This is a genomic window from Micrococcus sp. H39-S4, from assembly GCF_027158145.1.
GTDB classification, from domain to species: domain Bacteria; phylum Actinomycetota; class Actinomycetes; order Actinomycetales; family Micrococcaceae; genus Micrococcus; species Micrococcus luteus.
The window spans coordinates 65,978-85,702 of the sequence record NZ_JAPVLT010000008.1 but is presented as its reverse complement, the minus strand read 5'-3'; the positions used below and the strand labels follow the sequence as shown (position 1 = coordinate 85,702).

19 protein-coding genes are annotated in these 19,725 nt (G+C 75.1%); 10 read left to right on the top strand and 9 right to left on the bottom strand.

Annotated features, from left to right (window positions below):
- Positions 1-31 precede the first annotated feature (31 nt).
- Positions 32-487 carry an acyl-CoA thioesterase gene (locus O3T09_RS09220; protein ID WP_060974353.1) on the bottom strand — a complete coding sequence of 152 codons (456 nt, stop codon included), beginning with the start codon at positions 485-487 and terminating at the stop codon, positions 32-34.
- Positions 484-1,947: an FAD-binding oxidoreductase gene (locus O3T09_RS09215; protein WP_239074307.1), complete on the bottom strand. Its 1,464-nt coding sequence runs from the start codon at positions 1,945-1,947 to the stop codon at positions 484-486. Before O3T09_RS09215 ends, O3T09_RS09220 begins: the two co-directional genes overlap by 4 nt.
- A gap of 86 nt (positions 1,948-2,033) precedes the next feature.
- Here O3T09_RS09215 and O3T09_RS09210 point away from each other — a divergent pair, with 86 nt between their 5' ends.
- The 3 genes from O3T09_RS09210 to O3T09_RS09200 all read left to right on the top strand — a co-directional run bounded on the left by O3T09_RS09210 (position 2,034) and on the right by O3T09_RS09200 (position 4,973).
- The gene (locus O3T09_RS09210; protein WP_020622112.1) at positions 2,034-2,696 is read left to right on the top strand and encodes a GNAT family N-acetyltransferase; all 663 of its coding nucleotides are present in this window, start codon (positions 2,034-2,036) and stop codon (positions 2,694-2,696) included.
- Position 2,697: 1 nt separating this feature from the next.
- A complete protein-coding gene (gene glsA / locus O3T09_RS09205) occupies positions 2,698-4,068 on the top strand; it encodes a glutaminase A (protein WP_020622111.1) in 1,371 nt (456 codons plus the stop codon).
- A gap of 125 nt (positions 4,069-4,193) precedes the next feature.
- Positions 4,194-4,973, top strand: coding sequence for a Pr6Pr family membrane protein (locus O3T09_RS09200; RefSeq protein ID WP_100058928.1), 780 nt, complete (start codon positions 4,194-4,196; stop codon positions 4,971-4,973).
- Positions 4,974-5,096: 123 nt separating this feature from the next.
- On the opposite strand, the gene O3T09_RS09195 is transcribed toward O3T09_RS09200, so the two are convergent.
- The 6 genes from O3T09_RS09195 to O3T09_RS09170 all read right to left on the bottom strand — a co-directional run bounded on the left by O3T09_RS09195 (position 5,097) and on the right by O3T09_RS09170 (position 10,987).
- Positions 5,097-5,762, bottom strand: a complete 666-nt coding sequence (locus tag O3T09_RS09195; RefSeq protein WP_041104097.1) for an SDR family oxidoreductase — start codon at positions 5,760-5,762, stop codon at positions 5,097-5,099.
- Positions 5,763-5,860: 98 nt separating this feature from the next.
- Positions 5,861-6,916, bottom strand: a complete 1,056-nt coding sequence (locus O3T09_RS09190) for a siderophore-interacting protein (RefSeq protein WP_041104096.1) — start codon at positions 6,914-6,916, stop codon at positions 5,861-5,863.
- Positions 6,913-7,782 (bottom strand): ABC transporter ATP-binding protein, encoded by an 870-nt coding sequence (locus O3T09_RS09185; RefSeq protein WP_101965884.1) that lies wholly within the window; start codon positions 7,780-7,782, stop codon positions 6,913-6,915. Before O3T09_RS09185 ends, O3T09_RS09190 begins: the two co-directional genes overlap by 4 nt.
- Positions 7,779-8,849 (bottom strand): FecCD family ABC transporter permease, encoded by a 1,071-nt coding sequence (locus O3T09_RS09180; RefSeq protein WP_078025656.1) that lies wholly within the window; start codon positions 8,847-8,849, stop codon positions 7,779-7,781. The genes O3T09_RS09185 and O3T09_RS09180 overlap by 4 nt, the downstream gene beginning before the upstream one ends.
- A complete protein-coding gene (locus O3T09_RS09175; RefSeq protein ID WP_078025657.1) occupies positions 8,846-9,901 on the bottom strand; it encodes a FecCD family ABC transporter permease in 1,056 nt (351 codons plus the stop codon). The genes O3T09_RS09180 and O3T09_RS09175 overlap by 4 nt, the downstream gene beginning before the upstream one ends.
- 9 nt (positions 9,902-9,910) lie before the next feature.
- Positions 9,911-10,987: an iron-siderophore ABC transporter substrate-binding protein gene (locus tag O3T09_RS09170; RefSeq protein ID WP_101965883.1), complete on the bottom strand. Its 1,077-nt coding sequence runs from the start codon at positions 10,985-10,987 to the stop codon at positions 9,911-9,913.
- Positions 10,988-11,189: 202 nt separating this feature from the next.
- Between O3T09_RS09170 and O3T09_RS09165 the strand changes: the two genes are divergently transcribed.
- The 4 genes from O3T09_RS09165 (at position 11,190) to O3T09_RS09150 (ending at position 15,233) form a co-directional block, all read left to right on the top strand.
- Positions 11,190-11,933 (top strand): ubiquinone/menaquinone biosynthesis methyltransferase, encoded by a 744-nt coding sequence (locus tag O3T09_RS09165; RefSeq protein ID WP_101965882.1) that lies wholly within the window; start codon positions 11,190-11,192, stop codon positions 11,931-11,933.
- A gap of 331 nt (positions 11,934-12,264) precedes the next feature.
- The gene (locus O3T09_RS09160) at positions 12,265-12,993 is read left to right on the top strand and encodes a response regulator transcription factor (RefSeq protein WP_029248286.1); all 729 of its coding nucleotides are present in this window, start codon (positions 12,265-12,267) and stop codon (positions 12,991-12,993) included.
- Positions 12,994-13,087: 94 nt separating this feature from the next.
- A complete protein-coding gene (locus tag O3T09_RS09155) occupies positions 13,088-14,665 on the top strand; it encodes a HAMP domain-containing sensor histidine kinase (RefSeq protein ID WP_240756365.1) in 1,578 nt (525 codons plus the stop codon).
- A 142-nt stretch (positions 14,666-14,807) separates the two neighbouring features.
- A complete protein-coding gene (locus O3T09_RS09150) occupies positions 14,808-15,233 on the top strand; it encodes a WGxxGxxG family protein (RefSeq protein ID WP_101965881.1) in 426 nt (141 codons plus the stop codon).
- A 94-nt stretch (positions 15,234-15,327) separates the two neighbouring features.
- Here the strand turns inward: O3T09_RS09150 and O3T09_RS09145 are convergent, their stop codons facing one another.
- Complete coding sequence (locus O3T09_RS09145) at positions 15,328-16,251, bottom strand: ArgP/LysG family DNA-binding transcriptional regulator (protein ID WP_101965880.1); 924 nt, start codon at positions 16,249-16,251, stop codon at positions 15,328-15,330.
- Between the two features lie 69 nt (positions 16,252-16,320).
- Between O3T09_RS09145 and O3T09_RS09140 the strand changes: the two genes are divergently transcribed.
- Genes O3T09_RS09140 through O3T09_RS09130 form a run of 3 tightly spaced genes read left to right on the top strand, consistent with a single transcriptional unit; the run spans position 16,321 to position 19,568 of the window.
- Entirely contained in the window at positions 16,321-17,151 is an 831-nt protein-coding gene (locus tag O3T09_RS09140; protein ID WP_240756364.1) for a LysE/ArgO family amino acid transporter, read from the top strand.
- A 25-nt stretch (positions 17,152-17,176) separates the two neighbouring features.
- Entirely contained in the window at positions 17,177-17,647 is a 471-nt protein-coding gene (locus O3T09_RS09135; RefSeq protein ID WP_060775137.1) for an NUDIX hydrolase, read from the top strand.
- 58 nt (positions 17,648-17,705) lie between these two features.
- Positions 17,706-19,568, top strand: coding sequence for an ABC transporter ATP-binding protein (locus O3T09_RS09130; protein ID WP_101965878.1), 1,863 nt, complete (start codon positions 17,706-17,708; stop codon positions 19,566-19,568).
- Positions 19,569-19,725 lie beyond the last annotated feature (157 nt).

The following is a 19,725-nucleotide window of genomic DNA, read 5'->3' as shown; positions in this document are numbered from 1 at the left end:
GCAGGCCGTCCACAGGCCCGACGGCGGCCCGTCAGTCCTCGGCGGGGATCAGCACGCGCTCGAAGGCGGCGCGCTCCTCGTCGGAGACGGCCACGGGCCGCCCGGCCGCCGGGTCCACCTGCACGAACACGGCGTCGCACAGCACGCAGCGCCGCCCGTCCTGCCACAGCTCGTGGCGCAGCGTGAAGGACGTCCGGCCGATCCGCAGGATCCACACCCGCGCCGTCACCTCGGGCCCGGCGTAGACCACGGGCGCCTCGTACTGGACCTCCATGGACCGCACGACGCGCTGGACGTCCGGGGACGCCGTCGTCGTGGCCCACGCGGCCAGGGCGCGCACGCGCGCCTCCTCGGCGAGGGTGAGCAGGCGGGCGTTGTTGACGTGGCCGTAGCGGTCTTCGTCGGACCAGCGCAGCTGCAGCCCGACCTCGAACGGGGTCGGCGTGCCGGCGTCGGCGGGGGTCTCGGGGGTGGTCGGCTGCGTCACGGGGTGAACACCTTTCCTGGGTTGAGGATGCCGTGCGGGTCGAACACGGCCTTGATGCGCTGCTGGAGGTCGTGCTGGGCGTCGCCGAGCTCGTCTCGCAGGAACGCGCGCTTGAGCAGGCCCACGCCGTGTTCGCCGGTGAGCGTGCCGCCGAGTTCCAGGCCCGCGCGGAACAGCTCGCCGGCGGCCTCCCACACGTCCGCCGGGATCGACGCGGCGTCCTCGGCCGCGCCGCCCACCTGCGCCGCCGCGCCGAACAGCAGGATCGGGTGCAGGTTGCCGTCCCCGGCGTGGGCCGTGGTGGGGATGGCGACGCCGGTGCGTGCCTCGATCTCACGGATCCGCGCGAACATCTCGGCCATGCGGCTGCGCGGGACGGCCACGTCCTCCACGAGCGGGGTGCCGAGGCGCTCGAGCGCGGGGAACGCGGTGCGGCGCAGGGCCATGAGGGCCTCCCCCTCGGCGGGGTCCACGGTCACGGTGACGTCCCCGCCGTGGGCGCGCATGAGGGCGGCCATGGCCTCCCCGTCCGCCTCGGCGCCGGCGCCGTCGGCCTGCACCAGCAGGAACGCGCCGGATTCGGGCAGGGCGGCCCCGCGCTCGGGCCCCGCGTGCGCGCGCACCGCGGCGAGCGTCGCCTCGTCCATCAGCTCCATCAGGGCGGGCACGTGACCGGCCCCGGTGATCGCCTCGGCCGCGGCGGCGCCCGCGACGACGTCCGGGAAGAACCCGCCGAGCGTCACGGGCACGCCGCGCACGGCCGGCCGCAGCGCCAGCGTCGCGCCCACGATCACGCCGAGCGTGCCCTCCGAGCCGATCATCAGCGCGACCAGGTCGTAGCCGGTCACCCCCTTGACGGTGCGGTGGCCCAGCCGCAGCAGGGTGCCGTCCGCGAGCACCACGTCCAGGCCCAGCACCGCCTCGCGCGTGACGCCGTACTTGGCGCACAGCAGCCCGCCGGCGTTCATCGCGATGTTGCCGCCCACCGTGGAGATGTCCTTCGACGCGGGATCCGGGGCCCACCACAGCCCGTGCTCGGCGAGCGCGGCGTTCAGCGCCCCGTTGAGGATCCCCGGCTCGACGACGGCCACGCGGTCCGCGGGGGAGACCTCCAGGATCCGGTCCATCGCGGTCATGTCCAGGACGATCTCGCCCGCCCCCGCGACGGCGCCGCCGGCCAACCCCGTGCCCGCTCCGCGGGTGACCAGCGGGGTGCGGGTCCCGTGCGCGATCCGGCACGCGGCCTGCACGTCCTCCACCGTCCGCGCGCGGACCACGGCCAGCGGCGCGGCGGGGGAGCGATGCCCCGAGCGGTCCGCCCGGGCGGCCTCGAGTGCGGCGGCGGAGACGTCCACGCGGCCGGGCAGCTCCGCCTGCAGGCGGGCGACGACGTCGGCGGGCGGGGCGTCCGCGGCAGGCGGGGCGGCGCGGGTCGGGTCGAGGGGTGCGGAGGAGTCCATGTCCACCAGTGTCGCCGATCACACGGGGTGGAACGTGCGTCGGCCGGTCCGATGACGCGCCCGGCCCCGTCCCTAGACTGGCGACCATGACCTCCCCGGACCCCGCTGCGCCGCGCCCCCGCGTCCACGTGCTCACCCTGCGCCCGGGTGGAGCCCGCGAGGACACCGCCCGCCGCGTGGGCGCCGTCCTCGCCGAGGCCTTCGCCACGGACCCGTACACGCTCGGGCTCGTGCCCGAGGACCGGCGCGAGGCCCGCCTCGAGCGCAAGTTCACCGCCGCCGTGCGCCACGGGCTGCGCGCGGGGGCCGACGGCGCCCCGCTCGGCGCCGTGGACGTCGCCGTGGACGCCGACGATGGCACGCTGCTCGGCGCCGCCGTGTGGACCTCCCCCGCCGCCCCCCGCGGGGTCGACGTGCCGGGCCTGCTGGCGGGGCTGCCCACCGCGGTCGCCGTCCACGGCCGCCACACCCTCGCCCTGAAGCGGATCCAGGCCGCCTGCGAGCGTGCCCGCCCGGCAGGCCGGCACTGGTACCTTGAGGAGGTCGGCACCGTCCCGTCCGCCCGCGGGCGCGGGGCGGCGAGTGCGCTGGTGCGCCACGGCCAGCGCCGCGCGTCGGGTCTGCCCGTGCACCTCGAGGCGTCCGTGCCCGCCACCGTCCCGTTCTATGAGCGGCTCGGCTTCCGTGCGACCGGCCACGTGCCCGTGCCCGGGGGCGAGCCCCTGACCTGCCTGCGCTGGGAGGCCTGAGATGAGACACCCGATCCCCGACTACCTGGCGAGCCTGATCACCGAGCTCGGCGCCGTGAACCCGGGAGAGACGGCCCAGTACATCCCCGTGCTCGCGGAGGCGGACCCGGACCGCCTCGGCATCGCGCTGGCCACCCCCACCGGGCGGCTGCACTCCGCGGGGGACGCGGACGTGGAGTTCACCATCCAGTCCGCGTCCAAGCCGTTCACGTACGCGGCCGCGCTCGTGGACCGGGGCTTCGCCGCCGTGGACCGACAGGTGGGGCTGAACCCCTCGGGCGAGGCCTTCAACGAGCTCTCCCTCGAGGCGGAGTCGCACCGCCCGGACAACGCCATGATCAACGCGGGCGCGCTCGCGGTGCACCAGCTGCTGGTGGGGCCGGAGGCGAGCCGGAAGGAGCGGCTGGACCGGGCCGTGGAGATCATGTCCCTGCTCGCCGGGCGTCGGCTCGCGGTGGACCGGGAGACGTACGAGTCCGAGATGGCGGTCTCGGACCGCAACCTCTCCCTGGGGCACATGCTCCGCAGCTACGGGGTGCTGCAGGACTCGGCCGAGGAGATCGTGGCCGGGTACGTGGCGCAGTGCGCCGTGCTCGTCACCGCCAAGGACCTCGCCGTGATGGGCGCGTGTCTGGCCACCGGGGGCATCCATCCGATGACGGGTGAGCGCGTGCTGCCGTCCATCGTGGCGCGGCGCGTGGTGTCCGTGATGACCTCCTCCGGCATGTACGACGCCGCCGGGCAGTGGCTCGCCGACGTCGGGATCCCGGCCAAGTCCGGGGTGGCCGGCGGTGTGCTCGGCGCGCTGCCGGGCCGCGTGGGGATCGGCGTGTTCTCGCCGCGCCTGGACGAGGTGGGCAACTCGGCGCGCGGCGTGCTGGCGTGCCGCCGCCTCTCCGAGGACTTCCGGCTGCACCTCATGGACGGCGACAGCCTGGGCGGAACCGCCGTGCGCTTCGTGGAACGCGAGGGTGACCGCGTGTTCCTGCACCTGCAGGGCGTGATCCGGTTCGGCGGCGCCGAGGCGGTGCTGGACGCGCTCACGGACCTGCGCACCGGTGCGGAGAAGCCCGGCACCGGCTGGGACGCCGCCGTCTACCCGCGGTGGCAGGAGGCCGCGGCGGACAGCGCGGCGCTCGCGGCCGCGACCGGCGGCGGGGCGGTGTACGAGGCCGCCGCCGTGGCCGCCCGAGATGAGAACGACGGGCCCATCCGCACCGTGGTGCTCAACCTCACGCGGGTGGACCGGATCGACGACGTCGGCCGGCGGCTGATCGCCGAGGGCGTGCGCCGGCTGCAGGCGGACGGCGTGCGCGTGGAGGTCGAGGATCCGGAGCGCATCCTGCCGCTGGAGGAGGCCGGCGCCCACTGAGGCGGCGGGGCGGGCAGGAGGGGGGGCGTGGCGGTGCTCTCCGTCTCGCTCCCTTTCGTTCAACTGCTGTTCATGTGACAATGGGCGGTCTCATCCCTTGACCCCGCTGTTCGAGGACGACCCCCATGCCCCTTTCCACCCTCCGCGTCAGCCTGCCCTCCCTCCGCCGCACCCGCCCCGCCCCGCAGGGGGTCCGTGGGCGGATCGCGCACGCCGTCGTGTCCCGGCTGCAGCCGCGTCCCGTGCCGCCGGTGGACCGTCGGACCCGCCTGGCGTGGCAGGTCTCGGGGGCACTGCCGCTGATCGGGTGCCTGACCTCGTTCCCCATCGGGATGTCCAAGGACTCCATGGTGATCCCGGGCGTCGGCTATCAGGGCGGGTTCCCCGCGGGCTGGTCCCACGCCCTCAACCAGCCGGCGTACTTCACGTGGCTGTCCAACGCGCTGGTCGCGGGCACGTCGCTGACGCTGGCCGCGCGTCGTGAGGCGCCCACGTCGGACGCGTTCTGGGCCGTGCGCACCGCCGGACTCGGCTCGGTGATGGTCACGGGGATCGTCTACAACGCGGTGCTGCGCGGCCGCGAGCAGGACACCTTCCTCTACCGGTTCAACGACGCGCTGCAGCACATCGTCAACCCCGTGCTCGCCCCGGCGGTGTGGGCGCTGTGCGACCCCCGCGGGCAGATCACGCCGCGGCGCGCCGGGCTGGCCTCGGTCATCCCGCTGATGTGGGCGGCGGCGACCATGGCGCGCGGGCCCCGCATCGACTGGTACCCGTACCCGTTCCTGGACGTGCCGCGGCTCGGCCGACGCAGCGTGGGCGTCGTGCTCGCCGGGATCCTGGCCGGCTTCACCGGGCTCATGGGCGTGCTCGGCACCGTGGACCGCCGCCTCGGCCCGGCCTGAGCGAGGGCGGTCCCCGGCGCTTTCGAACGTGAGAGAGGGCCTATCTCACGTTCGAAAGCCCCCATTCGCCCCCTTTCACGTTCGAAAGCGCGGGTGGGAGGGGCCGACGACGGCGGCGGCGCGTCAGTCGCCGCGGACGGCCTCGGCCACGGGCACGTCGCCGTCCACGAAGTCGATCTTCCGGCCCACCGTGCCCGGCTCGCTGAGCACGGCCACGATCGCCCGGGCGACGTTGCCGCGGCTGGCCCCACGCTGCGGGGCATCGGAGTCGGAGAGGTCCGGGTCCACGGTGATGCGGCCGGACGGCTCCTCGTCGGTCAGGGCGCCGGGACCGAGGATGGTCCAGGCCAGCCCGGAGTCCCGCAGCGCCTCGTCCGCCTCGGCCTTGGCCTGCGCGTAGGTGTAGAAGGGGTCGTCCTCGGGCACGTCGTGGTGCAGGGACGCGCCGAGGTAGGACACCATCACGTAGCGCCGCACGCCCGCGGCCTCGGCGGCGCGCATGCTGGCGACGGCGGCGTCGTGGTCCACGGCCCGGGTGCGCTGGGCGTCCCCGCCGCCCGCGCCCGCGGAGAACACGACGTTGTCCGCGTCGCGCAGCGCGTGGAGCAGCTCCTCCTGGTCCGCCTTCTCGATGTCCAGGACGAGCGGTTCGGCGCCGGCGGCGCGGACGTCCTCGGCGTGATCGGGGTTGCGGATGATCGAGACGACGTCGTGGCCGGCCTCCGCCAGCAGAGGTGCGGCGAGCAGGGCCACCTTGCCGTGGCCGCCGATGATCACGGTGCGGGTCATGGGAATCTCTCCTTCGGTTCGATCGGGTGCTGAACTCCCACAGTAGGGAGAGCCCGACGCCGGTGCGAGGGCGGAGCGGCGCTCCACCACCCCACTCCTCAGCTCTCCGCCTGGCCCTCCCGCCAGTAGCCCATGAAGGAGACGTGCTTCTTCGGCACGCCGCCGGGGCCCACGCTGAGCCGGCGCAGGGCGCGCACCATCGCGGACTCCCCGGCGAGGAACACGTAGGCCTCGGGCCGTTCGTCGGCCTCGAGGGCGGCGACGGTCCACTCGCGCTCGACGGAGGCCGCGGGCGGCGCGACCGGCCCGCCGGCGTCGTCGGGGTCCACGCCCAGCAGGGCGGCGAGGCGGGCGTGCGCCCAGGACCCCGACGGCGCCCCCGGCGCCCGGCGGCCCACGTGCAGGCGCACGCGGCCCCGGTCCGTCAGCTCCGTCACGGCCCGCCAGTCCCACGGCTCGGGGACGGCCAGGCGCTCGGCGATGAGGTCGGCGGCCTGCCCGTCGTGGGGCAGCTCGAGCACGAGGTCCGCCTCGCCGTCGAACCCGCCGAACGGGTCCGCGAGCTCCTCCGCCACGGACACCAGGGCGGGGACGGCGGTCTCGTCGCCCACGGCCAGCACACGGTGCGCCCCCGTCTGCCGCCAGCCGGACCACGCCGGCGCCTCCGCCGAGGGCACCAGCACGTTCACCGCGTCCCCCGCCTGGACGGCGCGCGCCCAGCGCAGGCCCGGCCCCTGATGCGGGTCGGCGGGGTCGTCCGGGTCGCCGTGCAGCACCACGTCCACGGTCAGCGAGGGCACCTGCCGCCCGTCGAGCCGCACGAGCCCGGCCGAGCGCACCGTGTACGTGCGCATCCAGCCGCGCTCCTCCTCGGGGATGGCCAGGAACCCGGCGCGGAACCCGGCGGACAGGTCCGGGTCCGCCGACGTCCCGCCCGGCGGGGGGATCAGCAGCTTCACATAGGCGTCCCGGCGCGGCCGCGCGCCCCGGTACAGGGCGTGCAGGTCGGCGACGCCGGGCGGCAGCAGTCCCAGCAGGTCCCCGCTGGCGGCCTCCAGGTCCGGGCCCGCCAGCACGATCCGCCGGAACCCGCGGCACGGCTGCTCCACGGACACCACGCGCGTGTGCGCCACGATCATGCCGTCGGCGCTCATCGGCGGTCCCCGTCCCCCCGCGGCAGCACCACGGGGTGGCCCAGCAGCGGGTCGGCCACCACGTCCGCGTCCAGGCCGAACACCTCGGCCAGCACCTCCGGCACGATCACCTCGCCCGGCGTGCCCTGCGCCACCACCCGGCCCGCGGCCATCGCCACGATGTGGTCCGCACTGCGCGCCGCCAGGTTCAGCTCGTGCAGCACCGCGACGACGGTCGCCCGGCCCTCGCCACGCGGGTCCGGGAGCGTGCGCACCAGGTCGAGCACCTCCACCTGATGGCTGAGGTCGAGGTAGCTCGTGGGCTCGTCGAGGAGCACCACCGGGGTCTGCTGGGCGAGCACGAGGGCGAGCCACGCCCGCTGCCGCTGCCCGCCGGAGAGCGTGCCGGCCTCGCGCTCGGCGAGCTCCACGAGGTCGGTGCTCTCGAGCGCCGCGGCGACCGCGGCGTCGTCGCCGGCGGCCCGGCCGCCCAGGAGCCCGCGGTGCGGGTGACGGCCGCGCGCCACGAGCTGCGCCACCGTCATGCCCTCGGGCGCCACGGGATGCTGGGGCAGCAGCGCCACGGTGCGGGCGTAGTCGCGCGCGGACACGCGGGCGGCGTCCCGACCGAGCACCTCGATGCTCCCGGCGCGCGGGGCGAGCTGGCGGGTCAGGCCGCGCAGCAGCGTGGACTTGCCGCAGCCGTTGGCGCCGATGATCGCGGTGACGCGCCCGGCGGGCACGTCCAGGTCGAGGTCCGCGACGATCGGCGGCGCCGAGGCCGGGCCGTAGCCGAGCGTCAGGCCGCGCAGGCGGATCGCGACGTCGTCGGCGGCCCCGGCGCGCGGTGCGGCGGGGGACGGGACGGTGAGCGGGGGAGCGGTCATGCGGAGCGCACGCCTCCTGGGGTCCGGCCCTGGCACAGCAGCAGCCAGAGCATGAGCGGGGCGCCGGCGGCGCCGGTGAGCACACCGGTGGGCAGGGCGGCGCCGGTGAGCAGGGGGACGGCCTCACCGGCCACGAGGTCCGCGAGCAGCACGAGCGCGGCGCCCGTGAGCGCCGCCGCGGGCAGGGAGGGCAGGCCACGGGTGAGCCCGCGCGCCACCGGGGTGGCCAGCAGCGCCACGAACGCCAGCGGCCCCACGACGGCGGTCGCCACGGCGGCCAGCACCGCGCCGAGCCCCAGCGCCGCGGCCGAGGTGGGACGCGGCCGGGCGCCGAGGGCGTGCGCGAGGTCCGGGCCGACGTCGGCGGGGGCCAGCCGCGCGTGGAGCACCCCCGCCAGCGGCAGGGCGACCACGAGCACGCCCGCGAGCAGCGCGATGCGGCCCCACGTGACCCCGTTGAGCGAGCCGGCGATCCAGACGGTGGCCGACTGCAGGTCGTGCTGGGCCAGCGAGAGCATGGCCCCGGCCACCACGGCCTGGCCCGCCGCCGCCACCGCGATGCCGGCCACGACGAACCGCTCGCCCCCCACCGAGCGGGCCGTGGCGAACACGGCGACCACCGCCGCGAGGCCACCGATCAGTGCCGTGGCGGCGCGCATCAGGTCCGATCCTCCGCCGGTCTGCCCGGCGGTCGCCAGCATCCCCAGCACGACCGCCGCCGCGGCGCCCTGGGTGACGCCCAGGATGTCCGGCGAGGCCAGGGGGTTGCGCAGCGTGCGCCGGTAGAGCGCGCCGGCCGCGCCCAGGGCGGCGCCGGTGAGCACTGCGGCCACGGCGCGGGGCAGCTTCTCCTCCAGCACGATGAAGCTCGCTCCCGGGATCGTCTCCCCGCCCAGGATCCGCACGAGGTCCGGGACGGTCACCTGGTACGTGCCCCACACCACGCGCAGCAGGGCGAGGACCAGCACGGCCACGGCGAGGCCCGCGCAGGCCCCTCCGAGGCGGCGCCGGTCGGCGCGGCGCAGGCGGGCGACGACGTCGTCCGGGGCGGTGCACTGGAGGCTCATGCGGCCACCCCCGGGCGGCGCAGCAGCGCCAGCAGCACGGGCACGCCGAGCAGGACGGTGGTCACCCCGAGGTGGATCTCCCCGGGCGCCACGACGAGCCGCCCGGCGAGGTCCGCGAGGATCACGAGGACGGCGCCCCACAGGGCGCAGCCGACCATCAGGGCCCGCGTGCTCGGCGGCCGCAGACGGCGCAGCGCGTGGGGCACGAGCAGTCCCACGAACCCGACCGGCCCGGCCAGCGCCACCGCCGCGGCCGTGAGCAGCACGACCGCGCCCAGCAGCACCGCGCGCACCCGCTCCGGGCGCCCGCCCAGGCCGTGCGCGAGGTCGTCGCCGAGGGCGAGGGCGTCGAGCCCGGGGGCCACGGCGACGGCGGCGAGCAGCCCGACGGCGATGACGGGTGCCAGGGCGAGCGCCTCGCCGAGGTCGGCGCGGGCCACCGTGCCCACGGCCCAGAACCGCAGTCGGTCCTGGACCGTGGGGGAGAGCACGAGCAGGGCCGTGGTGCCGGCGGTGGCGCCGGCGGTGAGCGCCGCGCCGGCCAGCACGAGCGCCATGGGGGAGGGGGCGCCGGGCGTCCGGCCACTCCGTGTGGCGGCCGCCGCCACCGCGTAGCCGAGCGCGGCCGCGACCAGCGTCCCGACGGCGGCCAGCGCCAGCACTCCGAACGTGGACCCGGCGACGCCGAGCGCCATGCCCGCCGCCACGGCCAGCCCCGCGCCGGCGGAGAGCCCGAGCAGCCCCGGGTCGCCGAGCGGGTTGCGGGTGGCCCCCTGCAGGGCGGCGCCGGCCACGGCCAGCGCCGCCCCCACGAGCGCCCCCGTCACCACGCGGGGCACGCGGGAGGCCACGGCCGCCGCCTCGATGCCCTCCGGCACGGGGTGCCCGGTGAGGATCGCGCCCAGGGTGTCGAGCGCCGTCGTCGCCGGCACGGTGCGCGCGCCGAGGGCGACGCCGGCCACGAGCGCCGCCAGCAGCAGCGCCGCGGGCAGGGCGCCCATCAGCACGCCCGCGCGGACGCGGGCCGGGGAGGCCAGGGCCGTGGACGGCATGGGGAGGGATCAGCCCTGCGCGGTCTTCGCGGCCTCGGCGATCGGCGGGACGACCTTCTCGAGCGCGAACGGGATGGACAGCGGGGAGATCGCGGAGACGGAGAGGACCTCCTGCTCGTCCGTCTGCAGGACGAGGGCGCCGGCCTTCACGGCCGGGATCGAGCCCAGCAGGGGGTCGGACTCGATGGCCTCGCGGACCGAGTCCTGGGCGGCCCAGGAGACGAACACGTCCGACTCCAGCTCGTCCGCGCGCTCGGGCGACCACGTGAAGAAGAACGCCTGGTCCTCCGGGGAGTTCTCCGTCACCACCGGCGCCTGCTCCATGCCGAGCAGCTCGAGGAACTTCGGGCGGTTGTCCACGTCCGTGTAGATGCTGATCTGGTCCGCGGCGGCGGGGTCGATGGTGCCGTAGACGAAGGACGCGCCCTGGAGGCCCGCGTGCTTCTCGCCGGCGTCCTTGATCTGCTGCTCGAGGTCCGCGATGAGCTCCTCCGCCTCCTGCTCCTTGCCGAGCACGCGGCCGATGACCTCCGTGGACTGCTGCCACGAGGTGCCGTAGGCGGGGACGTCCTTCGGGTAGGCCACTGTGGGGGCGATCTTCGAGAGGCGGTCGTAGTCCTCCTGCGTGATGCCGGAGTAGACGGCGAGGATGACGTCCGGCTTCACGGCGGCGATCGCCTCGGCGTCGATGCCGGAGGCCTCGGACCACTGCACGGGCTTCTGGGCGCCCTCGGTCTCGGCGAGCTTCGCGTCGAACCAGTCGGTGGACTTCTCCGCGTTCCCCCCGAACTCCACGGCGGCCATGCCCACCGGCACCACCCCGAGGGCGAGGGCCACGTCCTGGTTCACCCAGGACACGGTGGCCACGCGGGTCGGGCGCTGCGGGATCTCGGTGGTGCCGTAGACGTGCTCGATGCTGCGGGGGAACGCGGCGTCCCCGCCCGCGGCGTCCGACGACGACGCACCGGCCGACGAGGACGAGGCCGAGCCTCCGGCCGGGCCGGTGGAGCACGCGGCGAGCAGGAGGGTGAGCCCGACTCCCCCGCTGGCGAGGAGGGAGCGGCGGGACAGGGGGGACGGTGCCATGGTGGTGGCCTTTCACGGTCGCGACGCGCGGGCGCCGGGCGGAGGGGGTCGGGTCTGCGGTCGGAGGATGCGTCGGCCCTGCCGGGCCGGTATTAGCAAACACCGACGTGAGGTAACTCTGGAAGATTAGGGCAACCTAACTCCCCTGTGCAATCCCGGTGAGGGGCGTCGTCGGGGGAGGTGGGCGGGATACGGTGGCCTGGTGAGCCAGAACCCCCTCCCCGCCCCGCGCGGCGACGCGCAGCGCGGCGCCGCCGACCACCACGACCGGGTCTCCGCGATGTTCGACGCCATCGCCGGCCGCTACGACCTGATGAACGCCGTCATGACATGGGGTCAGGAGCCGCGCCTGGTGCGCCGCACGGTGGCGCGGGCCAACATCCCCGCGCAGGCCCGCGTGCTCGACCTGGCCACCGGCACCGGGGACCTCGCGTTCGAGGTGCTCAAGCAGCACCCCGACGCGCAGGTGGTGGGCGCCGACATCGCCGCCGAGATGATGGAGGTCGGCCGTGCCCGCGCGGGCGGGGACCGCATCGAGTGGGTCGTCGCGGACGCGACAGACCTGCCGTTCGAGTCCGGCTCGTTCGACGCCGTGACCCACGGCTACCTGCTGCGCAACGTCGCGGACATCCCGGCGACTCTCGCCGAGCAGTTCCGCGTGCTGCGCCCCGGCGGCTGGGTCGCGGCCCTCGAGACGTCGCCGGCGCCGGACAACGTGCTCAAGCCGTTCTCCTCCTTCTACATCCACCGGGTGATGCCGCAGCTCGCGAAGCTGATCGCCGACCGGCCCGAGGCCTACGCGTACCTGTCCTCCTCGACGAAGGCGTTCCACACGCCGGACGAGGTCGCGGACCTCTTCGCCGGGGCCGGCTTCGTGAACATCGGCCACGAGACCCACATGTTCGACACCCTGGCCACGCACTGGGCCATGAAGCCGGTCGACTGACGCCGGCCACGCGGCGCGGCGTCAGCACAGGGCGGCCCCGGTGGCGCCGCCGGATGTGTCAGGGCTGTGACGAGTCACGCTGATGTCCGCGTTCCGAGAAGACTCTGGGCCGACCCGGCTGGTCCGCGTAGCATGGGGCCCCGTCGAGGGGGATCCGCGCACCCCCCGGCCCCGGTCGCCGCCCGTCCGTCATCCCCCGGAACGGCGTCGCCCCTCCGTCGCGAGGCGCTCGTCCCCGCAGTCCGCGACGTCCGCGTGGGCACCGTGAACCGTCTCCCGAACGTAGAGGAACCTTGTGAGTCCCATCCAGAGCACCACCGGCCCGTCATCCATGGCGGAGCTGAAGAAGGTCCTGCCCGAGCTCTCGCATCCGGACGGCGCACCGGTGCGGGTGCTCGTCGTGGACGACGAGCCGATGATCGCCGACCTGCTCTCCATGGGCTTCACCCTCTGCGGCTGGGAGGTGATCGTGGCCCACGACGGCGCGACCGCCGTCGAGCTGGGCACCGCGGGCCGTCCGGACCTGGCGATCCTGGACGTCATGCTGCCGGACATGGACGGCCTGGACGTCCTGGAGCGCCTGCGCGCCCACTGGTCGGAGATGCCCGCCATGTTCCTCACCGCCAAGGACGCGACGGAGGACCGCGTGGCGGGCCTGGCCGCCGGCGGCGACGACTACGTGACCAAGCCCTTCTCCATGGAGGAGGTGCTCATCCGCGCGCACCGGCTCGTGCAGCGCTCCGGCGTGGTCTCGGGCGGCTCCGAGGTGCTCGTGGTCGGCGACCTGGTGATGAACACCCGCACTCACGAGGTGACCCGCGGCGGCGACGAGATCGAGCTGACCGCCACGCAGTACAACCTGCTGAAGTTCCTCATGGCCAACGTCCGCACGGTGCTCTCCAAGGAGCGCATCCTGCAGGACGTCTGGGGCTACGACTTCGGCGGCCGCGCGAACATCGTCGAGCTGTACATCTCCTACCTGCGGAAGAAGATCGACGCGGATCGGGATCCGATGATCCACACCATCCGCGGCGCCGGGTATGTCATCCGGCCTGCCTGAGACCGCCGCGGTCCCTTCGGGGCACGGCAGCACCCGCCGCAGGCGGCCCACGTCGCTGGCCCGCCGCATCGGCGCCGGCGTCCTTCTGATCCTGGTGGCCACCATCCTGGCCTACTCGTTCTTCGCGACCGGCATCACGAAGGCCCTGCTGACCGAATCCGCCTCTCGGGATGCCTCCGAAGCCTGGATCCGCGCCTCGGAGCAGCTGACGGTCCCCTCGCCGGGCGGAGGGGACGACGTCGGCCCCGGGGAGGGGTACCTGCGCGCGCCAGGCACCCTCGGCCAGCCCGAGGGCACGGTGGTCGCGCTCGTCCCGCTCTCCGGTCTGGAGGAGCATCGGCAGGACGCCCTCACCGGGCACCGGGTCGGTGACGCCGGGCAGTCCGTGCCGCTCACGGCGCGGGAGGCCCACGACCTTCTGCGCGCCGTCCGGGACCGGCCGGGTGGGCCGATGCTGGACGCCGTCGTCGGTGACGTCTCCTATCGCGTCCAGGCCCAACTGCTGAGCGCGCCGGGCCCCTGGGTGGCCGCGGACCAGGTGCTCGTGGTGGGGGCGCCGACGGGCGCCATGTCCGACGTCGCGCGCCAGGCGCTGGTCGCGGTCGCCGTCGGACTGTCCGTCACCGTCCTCACCACCGCGATCCTGGTGACCCTGTGGCTGCGTCGGGGCCTGGCCCCGCTGCGCGAGGTCGCCGCCGTCGCCGAGCGGGTCGCCCAGGTGGACATGGCCCGCGCCGGGCTCGATCCGGAGGACTCACGCATGCCGCCTCGGCTCCTGCAGGGGCCGGACGAGGTGGCCGTCGTCGCCCAGGCGCTCGACCGGTTCACCGGCTCGGTCGAGGCGGCCCTGGAGCAGCGCCGCGTGCAGGAGCAGCAGATGCGCCGGTTCATGGCGGACGCCTCCCACGAGCTGCGCACGCCGCTCGCCTCGGTGCGCGGCTACGCCGAGATGATCGCGATGACGGAGGAGCTCTCCGCGACTGGCCGGCGGTCGCTCGACCGGGTGCTGTTCCAGGCCGACCGCATGGCCGCCCTCGTGGACGACATGCTCCTGCTCGAACGGCTCGAGTCCGTCTCCCGCGGCCGGGCCATGGGCCTGGCGCCCTCCGGGGAGGTGGCGCTGGCCGAACAGGTGGACCTGTCCGAGGTGGTCCTCGAGGGCGTGATGGACGCCCGCGCCGCGTGGCCGGACCACACGTGGGTGGTGGACCTGCCCGCAGGGGTGGAGCCGGGCACCCAGCGGTGCGTCACCGGCGACCGGTCGCAGCTGGCCCGCGTGGTCGGCAACCTGCTCTCCAACGCGGCCAAGCACACCCCCGTCGGGACCACCGTCACGGCCTCCGTGCGGCAGGACCAGCCCCGGCCCGGTTTCATGCTCGTCAGCGTCCACGACGACGGCGGCGGCATCCCGGCCGACCGACACGCCACCCTCTTCCACCGCTTCGTCCGGGGCCCCGGGAAGGGCCGGACGAGCGCCCCGGGCACGGAGCCGTCCACGGGTCTGGGTCTGGCCATCGTGCGCTCGATCGCGCGCAGCCATGGCGGAGACGTGACCGTGGCGTCCGAGGGCGGGTGGACGCGCTTCGACGTCGTCGTGCCCTGCGCCCCGGGGCGCGCCGGGCCGGGGGCTGCGGGCTCCTGCTGCGGCCCCGCCCGGGCCGGCCTGCCCTGACCCCGGGTCGGCGACCGTTGACGGACCCCCACCCTCCTGTGCGTACGGTGCTTGTGCATGACCCAGAAAGGGTCGTCCGGGACTTCCGGCCGATCCTTCCCGACGCCGGTCGGCGCAAGCCGCCGGTGAGAGGAGCACGATCATGACCGACATCCGCCGCACCGCCACCGCCCTGACCCTCGGCGCCGCCGTCGTCACCGGCCTCGGAGCCCCCGCCGCCGTCGCTCAGACCACGGCCCCGGCCACCGAGACCGCCACCACGGCGCCGGCCTCCCCGTCGCCCGTTCCCCAGCAGGAGGAGAAGGACGACAACGGCAACTGGGGTCTGTGGGGCCTGGCCGGTCTGCTGGGCCTGGCGGGCCTGGCCGGCCGCCGCAAGCGTGAGGTGCACGCCGAGCCCGTGCGGAGCGACCACCACGTGGCCGGCGCGCACCGTGACCATGACGTGCACCGCGTGGACGACCGTGCCGGCGACGTGCGCACCGAGGGCGTGGACGCCCGCCGCCGCGAGGCCGAGGGCACCCTGGGCGATGCCACCCGCCGTCCGGGCACCGGCGACGGCCGTTGACCCGACCCCGGCCGCGTCGAGCGGCCCGTGACCGCGACCCCCGCCCCTGAGGCGGGGGTCGCGGCGTGTCGGGGGCGGGTCTCGAATGCGCTCCTCAGTCCGCGGCGTCCCCCGCCGAGGGCGCGGCGCGCAGCACCGCGTCCGTGAGGCGGTCCAGGGCCGCGGTCCCGGCCGTCCAGCGCTGCCAGTGCAGGTGCACGTCGGCCGCGCCGAGGGCCACGATCGGCTCGAGGTCGGGGTGCCGGCCCTCGAGCACGCCCGGCGGGATCTGCGCCGAAGGGAGCATGCCCCAGCCCAGCCCGAGCTCCACCGCCCGCAGATACGCGTGCACGGAGGGCACGAGGTGGGTCGGCGGGTCGGCCACGGGCCGGCCGCGGGTGACGCGGCGCAGCACCGTGTGCTGCAGGCCGTCGCGGGGGCCGTAGTCCACGATCGGCAGCGAGCCGAAGTCCACCCGGCCCCGCGCGTCGCGGTGCAGCTCCAGCAGGAAGGACGCGCACACCGCGTGATAGCGCATCGTGCCCAGCGGGGTGGAGGTGCACCCGGCCACGGGCGTGGGGTCGTCCGTCACGGCCGCCACGACCGCGCCGTCCCGCAGCAGGACGGCGGTGTGCTCCTGATCCTCGGACTGCATCTGCAGGACGACGTCGTCCCACGTCGCCGCCTCGCGCAGCACGGGCTCCCACCACGTGTCGAGGGAGTCTGCGTTGAGCGCCACGCGCAGCGGCACGCGGCCGCCGTCGCCCCGGCCGAGCGCGGCGAGCGCCTCGTCCTCGAGTGCGAGGGTCTGCCGGGCGAGACGGAGCAGGCGCTCTCCGGCCGCGGTCGGCCGGACGGGGACGGTGCGGGCCAGGAGCACCTGGCCCACCTGCCGCTCGAGGGCCTTGATCCGCTGCGAGAAGGCCGAGCCGGAGATCCGCAGGGAGTCCGCGGCGGCGTCGAAGGTGCCGTGGTCGACGGCCGCGACGAGGGCGCGCAGGTGGTCGGAGTTCATGCGGTCCAGGGTAGGGGTGGTCATGAAGGATGTCTTCAGATCTTGAAGAAGATCGCGATGGCACGGACGTGGGACGGCTCCTATCCTCGCTCGGTGACCATCTTCGCCACCGGTTTCCTGACCTACCTCGCCCTCATCGTCGCCATCGGCGCGCAGACCCTGTTCCTGCTGCGCCAGATCGTCCGACGCGACCGCGTGTGGACCGTCCTGACCGTGTGCTTCGTGGCCGATGTGGCGCTGCTCGTGCTCGGCGCCGGCGGCGTGGGCGTGGTGGCCGAACGCTGGCCGTGGCTCGTGCCCGCGCTGACCGTGGCCGGCGTGGTCTACCTCCTCGCGTTCGCCGTGGGCGCGCTGCGCTCCGCCTGGCGCGGGGACCGGACCCTCACCACCGCGGCCGCGGACGTCGAGGGGACCGGGCACGGCCCTGACCGCATCGACCTCGCGGTCCTCACCGGCGAGCTGCCGCTGATCGACCCGGCGACCGGCCGCCTGGCCGATCGCGAGCCGGCCGGGGCCGGCGTCGGGCGTCACGACGACGGCGCGCCCGGCTTCGGCACCCCCTCGGGCGGTGGGTCGGTGGCGGTGCGGCAGCGCGTGCAGCCGCGCCGCGTGGCGTTGGACCGCCCGCAGACGCCGCTGCCGCGGATCATCCTGCTGGCGCTGTCCGTCTCCCTGGTGAACCCGCACGCCATCCTCGACACCGTGGTGATGATGGGCACCTTCGGGCAGACGTTCGGGGCGGCGAAGTGGGTGTACGTGGGCGGCGCGGTGGCGGCCTCGCTCGTCTGGTTCACCGCGCTCGGCTGGGGCGGGACGAAGCTCGCCCCGTCCATGGACTCGGCGCGGACGTGGCGGATCGTGGACGCCGTGGTGGGCGTGCTCATGCTGGGAATCGCCGTGAAGGTGGGGCTCACGCTCCTCTGAGCCGCCCGGGGAGGATGATGGGGACATGAGTCCTTCCCCCTCCGACTCCGCCCGCACGCCGACCGTCGCGGCCGGGGAGGTCATCCGCGTCTCCGCCGTCGTGCTGGCCCGCCCGGACCGCCGCGTGCTGACCGTCCGCAAGGCCGGCACCGCCATGTTCATGTTCCCCGGCGGCAAGCACCTGCCCGGCGAGGCCCCCGTGGACACCGCCGTCCGCGAGGTGGCCGAGGAGACCGGGCTGCGCCTGCGCCCGGACGAGCTGACCCGCCTCGGCGCGTGGGACACCGCCGCCGCCAACGAGCCCGGCGCCGCCCTGCACTCGGAGGTGTTCGCGCTCTGGCGGCCCGTCGCCCGGCACGAGGTCCCCGAGCCGACGGACGAGATCGTCGAGCTGCACTGGATGGACCCCGCCGCCCCGGCCGCACCGGGCGGGCACGGCGTGGCCCCGCTGCTGCACCCCGTGCTGGCCGCCGTCGCCGCAGCGCCCCCGTTCTGACGTCCGCGCGGGCCGGCCGGCCCGCGCTGACGTCCGCACCGGCCACTAGCCTGGCCGGGTGACGTCGCTGCTCCGCATCCTGCGCTTCGCGCCCCAGCTCCACCGCCTCTACCTCGGCATCGCCGTCAGCTCCGTGCTGGCCGCGGTGCTGGCCCTGGCCACCCCGTTCCTGATCGGTGCGGCCACGGACCGGATCGTCGCCGCCGTCGCGGGGGAGACCGACGTGGCCGAGGCCGTCACCGCGGTGACCTGGCTGGCGGTCGCGTTCCTCGCCGTCGAGGTGGCGACCACCCTGGTGGTGAGCGTGGGCGGCTACTGGGGCGACGTGATGGCCGCGCGCATGCGCACCATCCTCTCCACGCGGTACTTCGAGCAGCTGCTGCACCTGCCCCAGCGGTACTTCGACACCGCGATCACCGGGCGGGTCGTCAACCGGTTGAACCGCACCATCAACGAGATCACCCAGTTCCTGCAGTTCTTCGCGAACAACGCGTTCACCATGCTCGTCACCACCGCCGCGGTGCTCGTGATCACGGCGTTCTACTGGTGGCCGCTGGCGATCCTGCTGGCCGTCGTCTTCCCCGTGTACATGTGGCTCACCGCGCGGACGTCCGCGAAGTGGCAGGTGTGGGAGGGGGAGAAGAACACGGAGGTGGACGTCGCCTCGGGGCGGTTCGCCGAGGTGGTCTCCCAGATGTCCGTGGTGCGGGCCTACAACCGGCAGGACCACGAGCTCACCGGGTTCCGCGACCGGTTCCTGCGGACCGTGGAGATCACCCGGCAGCAGTCCCGGTTCTGGCACGGCATGGACGCCGGGCGCCGGCTCGCCCTGAACGTGGCCTTCGGCGCGATGTACCTGATCGTGTTCGTCCGCACCGCGCAGGGCCTGTTCTCCGTGGGCGACATGGTGATCCTCCTGCAGCTGATGAACATGGCCCGGCAGCCGATCTTCTCCATGAGCTTCCTCGTGGACTCCGCCCAGCGCGCCGTCGCCGGGTCGAAGGACTACTTCGAGGTGCTCGCCGAGGAGCGCGAGCGGGCCGGCGGGGCGGCGCTCGCGGCGGCGAGCGCGGAGGAGCCCCGCGCGCCGGCGGAGCCGCGGGCCGACGTCGTGCCGGGTGCGCCGGACGTCCCCGCGGACGTGCCGGCCGTGCGCTTCGACGAGGTCTCCTTCGCCTACGACGCCGACGCCTCCCGCCCCGTGCTGGACCGCGTGTCCTTCGACATCCCGCGGGGTGCCAGGGTGGCGCTCGTGGGCGAGTCGGGCGGCGGGAAGTCGACCATCGCGCACCTGCTGCTGGGTCTGTACCCGGTGACGAGCGGACGCATCGAGGTGTTCGGACAGGACGTCGCCGGGCTGGACCTGGCCGCGCTGCGCGGGCGGATCGCCACCGTGTTCCAGGAGCCGAGCCTGTTCTCCGGGACGGTGCGCGAGAACATCGCCTACGCGGACCCCGACGCCTCCGACGAGCGCGTCCGGGCCGCCGCCAAGGCCGCGTACGCGCACCGGTTCGTGGCGGCGTTCGACGACGGCTACGAACAGGTGATCGGCGAGCGCGGGCTGCGGCTGTCCGGCGGGCAGAAGCAGCGGATCGCGGTGGCGCGGGCCGTGCTGAAGGACGCGCCGATCCTTGTGCTGGACGAGGCCACCTCCGCACTGGACACGAAGTCAGAACGGCTCGTGCAGGCGGCCCTCGAGGACCTGATGGTGGGGCGGTCGAGCCTGATCGTGGCGCACCGGCTGAGCACGATCGCGTCCGTGGACCGGATCGTCACGCTGCGCGGCGGGCAGGTGCAGGAGATCGGGACCCCGGCCGAGCTGGCCGCGTCCGGCGGGATCTACGCGCAGCTGCTCGAGCTGCAGAGGGCCGGCACCCAGGAGGCCCGGAAGATGCTGAAGGAGTACGGGCTGAGCGGGTGATCCCGGAATCTTCTGCGGATCCGACCCTTCCGAGCGCTGCGCGGCGGCCCAGAAGGGTCAGATGTGCAACGGATTCCCAGCGCGCGGCAGGACGTCCACGACGACGTCGGCCCGACGCCTCCGCAGGGCCTGTGGACAACCGGGCCCGCCGACGTCG